The 13525-nt window shown below is 71.1% G+C and carries 12 protein-coding genes; 9 read left to right on the plus strand and 3 right to left on the minus strand.

Annotated elements, in window-relative coordinates; all coding sequences use genetic code 11:
- Nucleotides 1-93: 93 nt before the first annotated feature.
- Nucleotides 94-1455 (minus strand): ABC transporter substrate-binding protein, encoded by a 1362-nt coding sequence (locus BIU98_RS18055; RefSeq protein WP_071279654.1) that lies wholly within the window; start codon nucleotides 1453-1455, stop codon nucleotides 94-96.
- A 200-nt stretch (nucleotides 1456-1655) separates the two neighbouring features.
- Between BIU98_RS18055 and BIU98_RS19660 the strand changes: the two genes are divergently transcribed.
- Nucleotides 1656-2042: a hypothetical protein gene (locus BIU98_RS19660; RefSeq protein WP_071279656.1), complete on the plus strand. Its 387-nt coding sequence runs from the start codon at nucleotides 1656-1658 to the stop codon at nucleotides 2040-2042.
- Nucleotides 2023-3189, plus strand: a complete 1167-nt coding sequence (locus tag BIU98_RS18065; RefSeq protein WP_083393388.1) for a Vms1/Ankzf1 family peptidyl-tRNA hydrolase — start codon at nucleotides 2023-2025, stop codon at nucleotides 3187-3189. The genes BIU98_RS19660 and BIU98_RS18065 overlap by 20 nt, the downstream gene beginning before the upstream one ends.
- Nucleotides 3190-3359: 170 nt before the next feature.
- On the opposite strand, the gene BIU98_RS18070 is transcribed toward BIU98_RS18065, so the two are convergent.
- Complete coding sequence (locus BIU98_RS18070; protein ID WP_071279658.1) at nucleotides 3360-4553, minus strand: MFS transporter; 1194 nt, start codon at nucleotides 4551-4553, stop codon at nucleotides 3360-3362.
- Between the two features lie 81 nt (nucleotides 4554-4634).
- Between BIU98_RS18070 and BIU98_RS18075 the strand changes: the two genes are divergently transcribed.
- Nucleotides 4635-5351 carry a GntR family transcriptional regulator gene (locus BIU98_RS18075; protein ID WP_139200829.1) on the plus strand — a complete coding sequence of 239 codons (717 nt, stop codon included), beginning with the start codon at nucleotides 4635-4637 and terminating at the stop codon, nucleotides 5349-5351.
- A 166-nt stretch (nucleotides 5352-5517) separates the two neighbouring features.
- Here the strand turns inward: BIU98_RS18075 and BIU98_RS19665 are convergent, their stop codons facing one another.
- Nucleotides 5518-5679: a hypothetical protein gene (locus BIU98_RS19665; RefSeq protein WP_175481420.1), complete on the minus strand. Its 162-nt coding sequence runs from the start codon at nucleotides 5677-5679 to the stop codon at nucleotides 5518-5520.
- A gap of 235 nt (nucleotides 5680-5914) precedes the next feature.
- On the opposite strand from BIU98_RS19665, the gene BIU98_RS18080 reads away from it, so the two are divergent.
- The 6 genes from BIU98_RS18080 to BIU98_RS18105 all read left to right on the plus strand — a co-directional run bounded on the left by BIU98_RS18080 (nucleotide 5915) and on the right by BIU98_RS18105 (nucleotide 13510).
- Nucleotides 5915-7015 carry a LacI family DNA-binding transcriptional regulator gene (locus BIU98_RS18080; RefSeq protein WP_071279660.1) on the plus strand — a complete coding sequence of 367 codons (1101 nt, stop codon included), beginning with the start codon at nucleotides 5915-5917 and terminating at the stop codon, nucleotides 7013-7015.
- Between the two features lie 181 nt (nucleotides 7016-7196).
- Entirely contained in the window at nucleotides 7197-8936 is a 1740-nt protein-coding gene (locus BIU98_RS18085; protein WP_254788018.1) for an ABC transporter substrate-binding protein, read from the plus strand.
- Nucleotides 8933-9913 carry an ABC transporter permease gene (locus BIU98_RS18090; RefSeq protein ID WP_071279662.1) on the plus strand — a complete coding sequence of 327 codons (981 nt, stop codon included), beginning with the start codon at nucleotides 8933-8935 and terminating at the stop codon, nucleotides 9911-9913. Before BIU98_RS18085 ends, BIU98_RS18090 begins: the two co-directional genes overlap by 4 nt.
- A complete protein-coding gene (locus BIU98_RS18095) occupies nucleotides 9910-10854 on the plus strand; it encodes an ABC transporter permease (protein WP_071279664.1) in 945 nt (314 codons plus the stop codon). Before BIU98_RS18090 ends, BIU98_RS18095 begins: the two co-directional genes overlap by 4 nt.
- Entirely contained in the window at nucleotides 10851-12641 is a 1791-nt protein-coding gene (locus BIU98_RS18100) for an ABC transporter ATP-binding protein (RefSeq protein ID WP_083393389.1), read from the plus strand. Before BIU98_RS18095 ends, BIU98_RS18100 begins: the two co-directional genes overlap by 4 nt.
- Nucleotides 12638-13510: an alpha/beta fold hydrolase gene (locus BIU98_RS18105; protein ID WP_071279666.1), complete on the plus strand. Its 873-nt coding sequence runs from the start codon at nucleotides 12638-12640 to the stop codon at nucleotides 13508-13510. The genes BIU98_RS18100 and BIU98_RS18105 overlap by 4 nt, the downstream gene beginning before the upstream one ends.
- Nucleotides 13511-13525: the final 15 nt, after the last annotated feature.

Below are 13525 nucleotides of genomic sequence, written 5' to 3' on the forward strand. Positions count from 1 at the left end.
GTGCGCGCTTCTGTGCCCGGGTGGCCTTGGTGCTCGTGCGGAAGGTCGGTTGCGTGCGCTCCGGGGTGCGCGTCTGGGTCGGGGTCTGGGTGCTCACGATGCCGTCCTGACGCTGAGGCCCTTGTCCTTGAACGACTGGACGATCTCGCGCTGGGCGAGTTCGACGGCGTCGCTGAGCTTGAGCCCGCCGGTGATCTTGCGGCGGAACTGGTTCTGCAGCGACGTGAACGCCGACTGCGTGACGGGGGACCAGGACCAGTCGATGTTCTGCTCCTTGGCCGCCGGCGCGAAGACGTCCTCGTTGTAGTTCTGCCCGGAGAACCAGGCGCTCGGCTGCTCGCGCTGGGCGCCGATGTAGTCCTTCGCGGGGGACCAGCCGATGCCGCAGTACTTGATCATGGCGTCCACACCCTCTTTCGAGGTGGTCATCCACGTGATGAAGTCGAGCGCTTCCTTGGGGTGCTTCGCGTTGGCGAGCACCGCGGCCGTCGAGCCGCCGATCGCACTCGACCCGAACCCGTCGTCGCTCCACTTCTGCATCGGGGCGACCTTCCACTTGCCCTTGCCGCCCTGGATCGACTCGATGAGCGCGTCGCCCCAGCTCGCACTCGTGACGGCGGCGATCCGACCGTTGGCACACGCGGCGTACCAGCCGGGTGTGTAGGCGCTGGCGCTGGTGTCGACCAGCTTCTCGTCGATGCATCCGTCGAAGAAGTCGGCGACCTGCATCGTGGCGTCGTCGGTCATGTCCACGACCCACTCGTCCCCGTCGACCTTGAACCACCGCGCGCCGGCCTGCTGCGCGTACGCGGCGAACGGCGAGGCGTCGGCGACCGGGAAGACCTCGAGGTAGTTCTGCTTGCCGGTGCCCCGGACCTTGTCGGCCAGGACCTTCCACGCGTCCCACGTCGTCGGGGGTTCACCGCCGGCCTGCTCGAGGATCGCGGTCTGGTAGTAGAACCCCATCGGGCCGGTGTCCTGCGGGATGCCGTAGACGCCGTCGACGAAGGAGACCTGGGCCCAGGCAGCCTCGTCGTACTGGTCCTGCACGTCCTTCGCACCGTAGCGGGCCAGGTCGACCAAGCCGTTGGCGAGCATGAACTCGGGGATCTGCCGGAGCTCGACCTGGCCGATGTCCGGTCCGCCGCCGGCTGCGAGCGCCGAGTACATCTTCTGGTACCCGCCGCTGTTGCCGCCGGGGATCCAGTTCGCCGTGACCTGCACGTCGGGGTGCTTCGCGTTCCAGATGTCGCAGACCTTCTGCAGGTCCTTGAGCCAGGCCCAGTAGGTGAGCTGGATCGTCTCGCCCTTCGCCGCTGCGGGGACGAGCGCGGCCTTGTTGACGTTCGTCGAGCCCGGCACGGCGCAGCCGGCGAGGAGACCCGTCGCAGCTGCTCCGATGCCGAACCCGAAGAGCTGGCGTCTGGTGATCGGTGGTCGTGGTGATGGCGTCATTGCCTGCACTCCGGTTCGTCATTGATCGGGGTTGCAGCTCAGCAAACCACGGAACCCGAGTGGCCATGGGTGTTCGGGCCTGGGTGTTCGCTCCGACCTTGGAACGGCGTCAGCTCGGAGCGCGGACGGTGGGGACTCAGAGCAAGCACGAAGGCCGCCGACGGCGATCGCCACCGGCGACACGAACGGGAGGAGCACTGATGGCTGAACGCGGGAACACCACCCACCGGCCAGAGCTCGACGAGCAGCTCGCGCACGAGGCGCAGAGCATCGTCCAGGGCCACGGCAGCAACAGCCACGTCGAGGAGTTCCGGCAGTCCGAGCCGGTCCCCGACGACACCGACGACGCCGAGACGCTCCGGGCATCGGGCTACGACGGCGAGCTCGAGGGCGAGCTGCAGGACGACAGCACGGACGTCGTGCCCGAGGACGACGCCGACGTCGTCACGGACACGGACGGCCGCGGGGCGATCGGCGGGGGCGCGGTCGCCGGGGACACCGTGGGCGGCGACGACACCGTCTTCACGACCGAGACCGGCGAGGAGACCGAGAGCGAGGTGGTCGACGGTGGCGCAGACGACGCGTGAGACCACGGCGCTGCAGCCGGACCTCGTCGAGGCGCTGCAGGCACCAGGCTCCTGGACGTGGGCGTACGTCGACGCCTCCGGCAACCGGGAGGACCCCCGACGGATGGCCGCCCTCCAGCGGCGCACCGTGTCGGACGCGCTGCAGCAGCAGGGCGCTTCGGCCCGGGCGATCGAGGTCATCGAGGAGGAGCTCGTCGAGCAGCCGGGCGTCCCCGCGCCCGTTGCCCGCTACGTGCTCGTCCGAGACGACGAGCTCGTGCTGAGCGAGGTGCTGCCGGGTCACCTGCACGGGCAGGAGTCCGTCGGCACGGGTGCGGTCCCCGACCTGCTCCCGCTCCTGGCGCACCGCCCGTTCGACCTGCCGTTCCTGGTGGTCCAGGTCGGCCGCGAGGGCGGTGGGTTCCGCGGCTACCGACTCGGGCACGCGCCCTCGGGGGATCCCGAGGACGAACAGCGCATCCAGGGCCGCACCGACACGCTGCACTACGCCAAGGCCGGCACCGGGTGGAAGCAGCCGCACTGGCAGGCCCACACCGAGGAGATCTGGAAGCAGACCGCCGGCGAGGTCGCAGCCGCGGTCGACGAGGCCGTACGCGAGACCTCACCCCGACTCATCATCGTGGCGGGGGACATCCGCGCACGCGAACTGCTCCGCGGTGAGCTCTCCACGGCCGCGAAGGCCCTCGTGACCGAGGTCGCCGTCGACCCGCGAGCCGACGACGCGTCCGAGAAGGCGCTCGTGCAGCATGTTGACCTGGCACTCGCGCGGGTCCTGGCGTCACGACGGCACGACGTGCAGGACCTCCTGCGCACGCACGAGGGTCGCGGCGACAACGAGAGCGTCAGCGGGATCGGACCCGTGGTCGATGCCCTGCAGCAGGCGCAGGCGGCCGTGGTCGCCCTCGACGCCGGGGCACTCGGCGACCGGACGCTGTACGCGCTCGCCGCTGCCCCCTGGGTGGCGACGGCGCCCGAGCAGGCGGGCGGGGTCGAGGTCCTCGGGCAGGTGCCAGCGGTGTGCGCCCTCGTCCGGGCGATCGTGCTGACCGACGCCGAGCTCGTGCTCGTCAACGCGGCGTCGTTGCCGAGCGGGGCGCCCGCGTCCGCGCTGCTCCGCTGGCGGGTGGGCCCGGCCGTCCCGGCCTGAGTCGGGCGCCGGGCCCGCGCGTGGCGGGTGCGGCGTGGCGGTCGTCTCGCGCGTAGTCAGTCGTACCGTGCGCAGCAGGTCGGATCGCGCGTGGGAGGTCGGTTCTTCCAGCCCCCCCACGCGCGATCCGACCTTCCATCGCGGGTGTCATGGGTCGGAACGCCCGCCGCTCACCCGGTCGACCGGTCCGACCGCGGGACCAGCGGCAGCGCCAGCAGTGGCAGCACCGCCACGATCCCGAACGACGCCGCGAAGCCGAGTGCACCGACCAGGACCCCGATGCCCGGACCGACGGCGCTCGCCGCGATGAACTGCCCGGTGTTCTGCGCGCCGAGGGCCCGGCCGGACCAGAAGGGTCCCGCTGCCTCGGCGACCGACGTGTACGCGAGCCCGTTGTCCGCAACGGTGACACTCGTCGCGACGACGAGGAACACGGCCGCACCCGCCAGGTGTGTCGCGTCGACGAGCGCCATGACCCCCATCACCGCGGCAGCACTCACGGCGACGACCCGCAGCGGACCGACCCGGGAGCGTGCCCGGTCACTCCACACGCCCACGAGGATGCGCCCGATCGCCCCGACGAACTGCGACGCCCCGACGAGCAAGCCTGCCGCAGCCGTCGGCCACCCCAGCCCGACGAGCCACACGAGCCCGTACGTCGACAGGGTGAACTGCGGCACCACGAGCAGGACGGACACCGCGTGGATGCGCCACAGGAAGCCCGACGTCCGGTAGGGGTTCGCGACGTGTGCCGCCGGAGCGTCACCCCGTGCCGGTCGCGGCGGGTTCGCGATGCCGATGGCGCACAGCACGGCGAGCACCGCGCACAGCACGATCGGCAGCACGAGCGCCGCCCGGATGCCGGACGTCTCGGCGAGCTGCGGCACCGTGACCGCCGCGAGCGTCACCCCGAGCGGCTGCGACATCTGCCGGATCCCCATCGCCAGGCCCCGCCGCTCCTTCGGGAACCACCCCACGACGACCCGTCCGCTCGCGGCGTTGGTCGAGGCGCTCGTCATCCCACCCGCCAGGAACGCCAGCCGGAGCAGCACCGGGTCACCCGCGGCGAGCCATGCGCCGACCGCCGCGAGGGTCGTCAGGACGAGCCCGCCCGCGATGACGACCCGCTCGCCGATGCGGTCGGTGAGCGCTCCCCAGGCGATGAGCGTCAGCACCATGCCGAAGGTCGGCGCAGCGGCGAGCACCCCGGCGACCGGCAGGGGCGTGCCGTGCGCGTGCAGGTACGGGATGAGCAGAGCCGGTGCCGAGACGACGAGCGTGCCGGCGGCCTGTGCGGCGACGCCGAGCGCGAGCATCGACCACGCACGGGCGGTGGTCGTGGGCGCTGGGGCGGCCGTCGTCATCGGAGTCGTTTCGTCGCGGAACGGTTTGGTATACCAAAACGGTATACCATCCGGTCCACTCCGGCGCTACGCTGGTCCGTCGTGACCGAACCGACCGACGCAGCGCCCGTGTCGCAGACGGCCCAGCTCTACGACAACCTGCGCGCCGCGATCCTCACGCTCGAGATCGCCCCGGGGGAGCGCATCTCCGAACGCGGGCTCGAAGCCCGGTTCCACGCGTCGCGAACCCCCGTCCGCGCGGCACTGTCGCGGCTCGAACGCGAGGGGCTCATCCTGCACGAGGGCCGCTCCTGGACGGTCACGCCGATCGACCTCGACGAGATCGCCTCCCTCGCCGAACTCCGCGGCGTGCTCGAGCCCGCGGCCGTCCGGTTCGCCGTCGAACGCGCGGACGCCGCAGCGCTCGCCGAGGTCCGGTCGCACCTCGACGCCCTGCGTCCGACGCCTGACCAGCAGGCCGGGATCCGGATGGGGTCGACGTTCCACCTCGACCTGGCGGCGCTCGGCGGCAACCGGTTCGTCACGGACGCAATCGGCGACGCCCTCACCCGGCTCGAACGCACGCGCTGGATCGAGGTCCGCACGCCCGAGGCCCGCGACGCCGCGTGGGACGAGCACAGTGCCGTCCTCGACGCCGTGCAGGCAGGAGACGCCGACCGTGCGGCCGAGCTGCTCGCCGCGCACGTCGCCGGGACGAACGACCGCCTCATCGCCTGGATCGCCCAGGAGCGCCGCCGACTGCGCGGAGCCGGCATGGCGATCATCGGCGCCACGGACCGGACGTCGACCACGCACTGACCCCGGCCAGCGCGGGCCCGTGCTCCGGCCATCGCCGCACGCCCGTGCTCCGGGTGCCACGTCGTCCCTGCGGTCTGGACGCGACCGCGCGCGGGACCCGACCCGCCCTGCGGGGGCGAGCCGGGCCTCCCGGCTGTGCCGCGTCCTGATCCGGCCGCGGCGCGACTCACTCGATGCGCGTGAGCCCGTCCGCGCCGTCGAGCTGTGCGAAGGCGGCTGCGCCCTCCCGCGGTTCGTGCGACCGCTCGAGGAGTGCTTCGCGCACCTCGGCTTCGTCCAGGCTGACCCTGACCGCGTCGCGGCGTCCTGACTGCGTCGACTGTGACATCTCGTGTCGTCCTTCCCGTAGGCGGGCTCGGCCCGCGTCGATGCGGGCACCGCCCGCTGGTTGCGCTTCCTCACGGGACGTACTGAGGTCGCCCCAGTGTGATCCGCTGCGGGCGTCCGACGCAAGGGCCGGCCGGCGGTTGTGGAGAAGTGTGTCGAGGCGGGTTGCCTAGGATGGTCCGCGGTCGGGGCGGCTCGCCTCCGGCGCGCATCAGCGGACGGACTGGAGGAGCGGCTTGGCCGAGCAGCGCCCCGCACCTCCTACGGTCTACGACGTCGCCGCCGCCTCCGGGGTGTCCATCGCCACCGTCTCCCGGGTCCTCCGCACGCCCGACGCCGTCCGCGAGGGCACGCGCGACCGCGTGCAGGCCGCCATCCGGCTCCTCGGGTACGTGCCGTCGGGGAACGCCCGGGCGCTCGCGGGCAAGCGGACGGGCGTGATCGGGCTGCTGCTGCCCGGGTTCGACGTGGTGCCCGATGAGCGACCGGGGCTCGTGACGGACGGTGGGGTGCGCGTGGTCGACGACCGTCGACACGTGACGCAGCCGTTCGCGTCCAACCTGTACTTCGACGAGGTGCTCCGCGGCGCCGAGACCGAGGCCTGGCAGCGCGGCCTCGCGCTCATGGTCGCCGCCGGGCGGGGTCCCTCTCGCGACGTCATCGTGAACGACGTCGCCGGGCGTGTGGACGGCCTCGCGGTGCTGGCGCAGACCGTGCCGGACGAGCTGCTCGAGCACGTCGCCCGCCGGGTGCCCGTGGTGGTGCTCGCGGACGACCGGCGGTCGCACGGGTTCGACTCCGTCAGCGTCGACAACGCCGCGGGGATGCGCACGCTGGCCGCCCACGTGATCGGGCGGCTCGGCATCCGGTCGATCGCGTACGTCGCCGGCCCGATCGACTCCCCGGACGACATGGAGCGCTCGGCGGGCTTCCGCCAGGCGCTCGACGACCACGGCGTCGAGCCCCGCTCCGTCCGCACCGTGCACGGCGACTTCGGGCGGGTGCGGGCGCGGGAGCTGGCGGTCGCGCTGCTGTCGGACACCCCGCCACGGGCAATCGTCTGCTCGAACGACCAGTCCGCGCTGGGGGTGCTCGACGCGGTGCTCGCGGCGGGGCTCCGGGTGCCGGAGGACATCGTCGTGACGGGCTTCGACGGCATCGACGCCGGGCGGTTCTCCGCGCCGAGGCTCACCACCGTGCACCAGCCGATGGGGGAGCTCGGGCGTGCAGCGGTCGTGGCGATCGTCGACCGGCTGGAGCGCCGCGAGGGGCCGCCGCGTGCCGTCCGGCTCCCCGTCGAGGTGCTCCTGCGTGAGAGCTGCCCCCCGGCGCTGTAGTGCGGGGTGCTCGCACCGTGCGAGGTCTTCCGCCCCGTGCGAGCTTGCACACTCCGTGCGCGCCCACGGCCCCGCACGGAGTGTGCAACCTCGCACCAGACGCCCCCACCGGACTTGCGCGCCGTGATGTAAGCGCATACATTGACCCTCGTACCCACTCGACACGGAGGTCGACCGAGCAATGACGCTTCCCCCACAGCGCACCCCGCGGCGCACGCGGCACATGCCGCGCACACCGCGCACCCGGCGCGGACGCCTCGTCGCGACCCTCGCCGGCATCGCGGTCGTGGCCCTCGCGGCGACCGGCTGCAGCATCCAGGTCCGATCCGAGCCGGACCCGAGCATCGGCAAGGACACGATGCTCATCAACGCCGACCACGGCAACCCGCTGTTCGACCGCAACTTCAACCCGTACATCACGAACGCCCGCACCGCGTCGAAGTGGATGTACGAGCCGCTCATCGAGGTCAACCCCCTCGACGGCAAGCGGAACCCCTGGCTCGCGAGCTCGTGGGAGCAGCCGAACGCTCGGACGATCGACATGACGATCCGCAACGGCGTCGAGTGGTCCGACGGCACGCCGTTCACCGCGCGCGACGTCGTCTTCACGTTCGACCTGCTCAAGCAGTTCCCCGCGATGGACGTCAAGGGCGCCTGGCAGCACATCGACACCATCGAGCAGCAGGGCGACCACGTCGTCTTCCACCTGAAGTCCGACGACGTCCCGAGCCTGACGATCATCGGCCAGACGTACATCCTGGGCGAACACCACTGGGGGAAGGTCAAGGACCCGACGACGTGGCGTGACCCGAACCCGGTCGGCACCGGGCCGTTCGTCCTCGGCAACTACTCCGACCAGCAGTACTCGATGGACAAGAACCCGCGGTACTGGCAGGCGGGGAAGATCGCCATCGAGCATCTCGTGCTGCCGGCCACGAACACGCAGCTCGACACCGTCACCCGCGGCTACGACTGGGCGTACTCGTTCATCTCCGACGTCAAGGGCACGTGGGGTGCCGCATCGGACACGAACACGTACTGGTTCCCGCCGGGCGGCGTGATCGGCCTCATCCCGAACCTGACGAAGGCGCCGTACGACGACGTCAACGTCCGCCGAGGCATCTCGCTCGCCCTCGACCGCGACGACATCGCCGAGACCGCGACCGAAGGCAACCTGACCGCGGCGGCCCAGACCGGCCTGATCCTGCCGAACCAGGAGCGGTACGCGAACCCCGACATCCCGGACAACGGGATGGTCACGCAGGACGTCGCCGCGGCGAAGGCGTCGTTCGCGAAGTCCGGGTGGGTGGAGCAGGGCGGGAAGATCGTCAAGGACGGCAAGCAGCTCGAGATCACCATCACGACCGCCAACGGGTACGCCGACTGGCTCCGCGCCGCGCAGGAGGTCCGCCGCGACCTCACGGCCATCGGCGTCAAGGTGTCGATCAGTGCCCCGCAGCCCGCGGGCTACCAGCAGGCGATCAACAACGGCACCTTCGAGATGGCGATGGGCGGCATGGGCAACGGCGACGTCTACCAGGCGTTCAACTCGCTCATGTCGACCGACTTCTACCAGCCCGTCGGCAAGTCGACCGTGAACAACTACGAGCGCTACCGCGACCCGGCGACGCAGCGCCTGCTCGACGCGTACCGGGGCACGACCGACCCGGCCGAGCAGCAGGAGATCCTCGACCAGCTGCAGACCATCGTGTACGACCAGCTGCCCGTCATCGGCATGTACCACGGCGGCCTCTGGGGGCTGTTCAACACCAGCAAGTTCGTCGGCTGGCCGAGCGCGAAGGACCCCTACATGGCACCGCAGAACTACGACTCCGCGCCGCTGCTCATCTTCACGAAGCTCCGGCTGCGCGACAGCGCCGCCGGCCGGGAGATCCTGGACCAGCAGGGGGACCAGAAGTGAAGTACATCCTCCAGAAACTCGTCCTCTTCGTCCTGACCCTCTGGGCCGCGGTCACGCTGAACTTCGTGCTCCCGCGGCTCATGCCGGGCAGCCCGAGCGACGCGGCCCTCGCGAAGCTCAGCCAGAACGGCCCGGTCACCGACGCCACCAAGAAGGCCATCGAGGCGCAGCTCGGCGTCCCGACCGGCAGCCTCTGGGCCCAGTACGGCAGCTACCTGCACCAGGTCGTCACCCTCGACTTCGGCACGAGCTACACGTTCTACCCGCAGCCCGTCGGCGACCTCGTCGGCAAGGCCCTGCCGTACACGCTCATCCTGGTCGGGGTCGTGACGATCCTGGCGTTCGTCCTCGGCACCCTGATCGGCATCGCGGCGGCCTGGAAGCGGGGGACCTGGCTCGACTCGCTCCCCACCCTGTCGGGGTCGTTCATGTCGACGTTCCCGTACTTCTGGACGGCGCTGCTCCTGCTGTTCTTCCTCGGCTACGTCCTGCACTGGTTCCCGACCACGGGCGCGTACTCGGCGACGACCACCCCCGGCCTGAACCTGGCGTTCACGGGTGACGCCCTGCAGCACGCGGTCCTGCCGGCGGTGACGATCCTGGTGACCAGCCTGGGCGGCTGGATCATCGGCATGCGCAACGCGATGATCAACACGCTCGGTGACGACTACGTCACCTTCGCCGAGGCGAACGGCCTGCGCGGTCGCACCGTCGCCATCCGCTACGCCGCCCGCAACGCGATCCTGCCGAACCTGACCGGCTTCGGCCTGGCCCTCGGCGGCGTGGTCGGCGGCTCGGTGCTCGTCGAGCAGGTGTTCGGCTACCCGGGCATCGGCTACCTGCTGTTCAACGCCGTCATCGGGCAGGACTACCCGCTCATGCAGGCGCTCTTCCTGATGATCACCGTGTCGGTGCTCATCGCCAACTTCATCGTGGACGTGCTGTACGGCGTCCTGGACCCGAGGACGCGCCGATGACCAACAACGCAACCGTCGCAGTCCGCACGCAGGACGCACCGGAACAGCAAGCCCCGTCCAAGCTCAGGTCCGCCGCCCGCCAGTTCGGCGTCGTCTGGTCCAACACGAAGGCCCGGATCGGCATCGTCATCCTCGCCGTCTTCGTCGTCGTGGCCATCGCTGCCCCGCTCCTCGCCCCGTACGGCGCGTCCCAGAACGGCTTCGCCCGCAGCGAGGACGCAAGCTGGGCGCACTGGATGGGCACCACCGCCGCCGGCGAGGACGTCCTGTCGCAACTGGTCTACGGCGCCCGCATCTCGGTCATGGTCGGCGCGGTCGCGGGCATCCTGTCCACGCTCGTCGCCGTCGCGATCGGCCTCAGCTGGGGCTACGTCCGCGGGTGGATCGCCGAGGTCATCGGCTTCATCGTCAACCTGTTCCTGGTGATCCCGGGCCTGCCGCTCATGATCGTCATCGCGGCGTACCTGCAGAACGGCGGCATCGCGGTCATCATCGCGGTGATCGTCGTCACCGGCTGGGCCTGGGGCGCTCGCGTCCTGCGCAGCCAGACGCAGTCCCTCCGCGGCCGTGACTTCGTGACCGCCGCGCAGTTCTCCGGCGAGAGCGCTCCCCGCATCGTCTTCCGCGAGATCCTGCCGAACATGACGAGCCTCATCGTCGGCAGCTTCTTCGGCGCCGCCACGAGCGCGATCCTGGCCGAGGCAGGCCTGGAGTTCCTCGGCCTCGGCGACTCCTCGATCGTCAGCTGGGGCACGATCCTCTACTGGGCGCAGAACTCCAACGCGCTGCTCACCGGCCAGTGGATCCTGCTGTTCGCCCCGGGCCTCTGCATCGCGCTCCTCGCGATGAGCCTGACCCTCATCAACTTCGGCGTCGACGCCGTGTCCAACCCGCGGCTGCGCGAGGGCGCGCGCCGGAAGCGCAAGGAGGCGACCGCATGAGCGGCTCACGTTCCGCACCCCAGGACGGACTGGAGGCGCGCACCGGCGCCGCCACGGTCCTCCCGTCCGACGGTCCCACCGGATCCGCGACCGACGTCCTGCTCGACGTCCGCGACCTGTCCGTCGTCTACGAGTCGTCGGGCCAGACCGCCGTCCAGGCGGTCGACCACGTGTCGTTCTCCCTGCGGAAGGGCGAGTTCGTCGGCCTGGTCGGCGAGTCCGGCTCCGGCAAGTCGACGCTCGGCTACGCGCTGACCCGGCTGCAGAAGCCCCCGGCGCGGACGAACGGCGGCAGCATCGTGTTCGCGGGGAAGGACATCCGCGACCTCGGCGACGAGGAGCTCCGGCAGCAGCGCCAGGGCGGCTTCGCGATGGTGCTGCAGTCGGGCATGAACGCGCTGAACCCGGTGCGGACGATCCGCAACCACTTCATCGACGTCTTCAAGGCCCACGGCCACGTGCCGCGCGAGCGATGGGACAGCCGGATGCGGGAGCTCGTCGGCAAGGTGAAGCTGCCCGACTCGATGCTGGCGCGGTTCCCAGGCGAGCTGTCCGGCGGCATGCGGCAGCGCGTGTCGATCGCCCTGGCGCTGTCCCTCGAACCGCAGCTCATGGTGTTCGACGAGCCGACCACGGCGCTCGACGTCCTCGTGCAGCACGCGGTGATGGACACGATCATCGAGCTGCAGCGTGCCGAGGGCTTCACGGCGGTGCTCATCAGCCACGACCTCGGCATCGTGCTCGAGGCCACCGAGCGCGTCCTCGTCATGCACGAGGGCCGGATCGTCGAGGACGGCGGTTCGCGCGAGGTGCTCCACGCCCCGCAGGACCCGTACACGCAGATGCTCCTGTCGCACTACGCCGACCCCCGCGCCGAGGTTGTGTCGCTGCCCGGCTTCCCGGACCGCTCGCTCCGTGCGGAACACGGCGAGAAGCGGCAGGAGGCCACCACCTCCCACGCCACGGTCGGCACCCGCGAGCGCAGTGCGGCGCGGAACCCGATCGTCGTCGACCACCTCGTGAAGACCTACGCCCCGCCCCGTCGTGGTGAGGACCCGGTCCGGGCCGTCCGCGACGTGTCCTTCACCCTCGAGCCGGGGCAGTCCCTCGCGCTCGTCGGCCAGTCGGGCTCGGGCAAGTCGACCATCGCGAAGCTGCTCACCGGCGTGGAGAAGCCGAGCTCGGGCACCGTCCGGTTCGGCGACCTCGACGTGGCGAAGCTCGGGCGCCGGGGCATGCGCGACCTGCGCTCCGAGGTGCAGATGGTGTTCCAGGACCCGTACTCGGCGCTCAACCCGCTGCACACGGTCGAGTACACGCTCACCCGTCCGGTCGTGAACTACACCGGGCTCCGGGGCAGGGACGCGCGACACCGCGTGCTCGAACTCCTCGAGACCGTGGGCCTGACGCCCGTGGAGCAGTTCGCGCAGAAGCTCCCGCACCAGCTCTCGGGCGGGCAGCGGCAGCGCGTCGTCATCGCCCGGGCGCTGGCGAGCGACCCGCAGGTGATCATCGCCGACGAGCCGGTCTCGATGCTCGACGTGACCCTGCGTGCCGGGGTGCTCGCGCTCCTCGAGGACCTGCGGGAGCAGTGGGGCGTCTCGCTCCTCTACATCACGCACGACCTGCTGAGCGCCCGGCTCATCACCGACGACATCATGGTGCTCCACGACGGGGCCGTGGTCGAGCGAGGCCGGACCGCCGACGTGCTGCAGCACCCGCAGGACGACTACACGGTCGCGCTGCTGGACGCCGTACCGAACCCCCGTCGCAGACTGGCCTCATGACGAACCTGCACGCGTTCCCCACCGTCCCGCCGTTCGGCCACCTGCCCACCCCCGACGGCGTCGACGTCGTCGGCATCGACCTGCCCGTCGGCCGGCTCACCGCCTACCGCGTCGTCCCGTCGGGGCCGAGCAAGGGCGTCGTGCTCGTCGTCCCCGGGTACACCGGCTCGAAGGAGGACTGGCGCACGTTCATGTCCCTGCTCCGGGACGCCGGCTGGACCGCGGTCGCGATCAGCCGCCGTGGTCAGGCCGACTCGGCAGCGCCGACCGAACCCCGGGACTACGCCTTGGAAGAAGAGGCCGCCGACGTGGTCCGGGTCGCGAACCTGCTCGACGACGGCGCTCCCGTGCACCTGGTCGGGCACTCGCTCGGCGGGGTGATCGTCCGCGCCGCCGCGATCCAGGACCCGAGTGCCTTCCGTGACGTCGTGCAGTTCTGCTCCGGGCCGTACGGCTGGCCCTACCGCAAGGTCACCGAGCTGACGATCATGCACGACACCGCGGGGAACAACCGCACGCTGTTCGACGCCACGAACCCGCTCTGGGCGTACCGCCCCGACGAGGAGCTCCCCGACGACGTGCGCATGGTCCGCGAGCGCTTCGACGCCACGAGCCCCCTGAGCATCGTCGCCGGCGGCCACATCCTCGAGGACCACACCGACAGCTCCGCCGAACTCCGCGCCACCGGGCTCCCGGTCCTCGTCACGCACGGGGAGTGGGACGGCGCCTGGCCGATCCCGTGGCAGCGGACCATGGCCGAGGACACCGGCGCCGAGTACGTCGTGATCCCGGAGAGCTGGCACGGCCCCCAGATCGAGAACCCGCAGGGCACCGTCGAGGTCTTCGACCGGTTCCTGTCCGCCCACTGAAAGGCACCATCATCA

The sequence above is a fragment of the Curtobacterium sp. MMLR14_010 genome, assembly GCF_001865015.1.
GTDB lineage: Bacteria > Actinomycetota > Actinomycetes > Actinomycetales > Microbacteriaceae > Curtobacterium.

Coding starts and splice junctions, on each gene's coding strand:
- BIU98_RS18055 (WP_071279654.1), bottom strand. CDS start 1,455: ATGACGCCATCACCACGACCACCGATCACCAGACGCCAGCTCTTCGGG.
- BIU98_RS19660 (WP_071279656.1), top strand. CDS start 1,656: ATGGCTGAACGCGGGAACACCACCCACCGGCCAGAGCTCGACGAGCAG.
- BIU98_RS18070 (WP_071279658.1), bottom strand. CDS start 4,553: ATGACGACGGCCGCCCCAGCGCCCACGACCACCGCCCGTGCGTGGTCG.
- BIU98_RS19665 (WP_175481420.1), bottom strand. CDS start 5,679: ATGTCACAGTCGACGCAGTCAGGACGCCGCGACGCGGTCAGGGTCAGC.
- BIU98_RS18085 (WP_254788018.1), top strand. CDS start 7,197: ATGACGCTTCCCCCACAGCGCACCCCGCGGCGCACGCGGCACATGCCG.
- BIU98_RS18095 (WP_071279664.1), top strand. CDS start 9,910: ATGACCAACAACGCAACCGTCGCAGTCCGCACGCAGGACGCACCGGAA.
- BIU98_RS18100 (WP_083393389.1), top strand. CDS start 10,851: ATGAGCGGCTCACGTTCCGCACCCCAGGACGGACTGGAGGCGCGCACC.
- BIU98_RS18105 (WP_071279666.1), top strand. CDS start 12,638: ATGACGAACCTGCACGCGTTCCCCACCGTCCCGCCGTTCGGCCACCTG.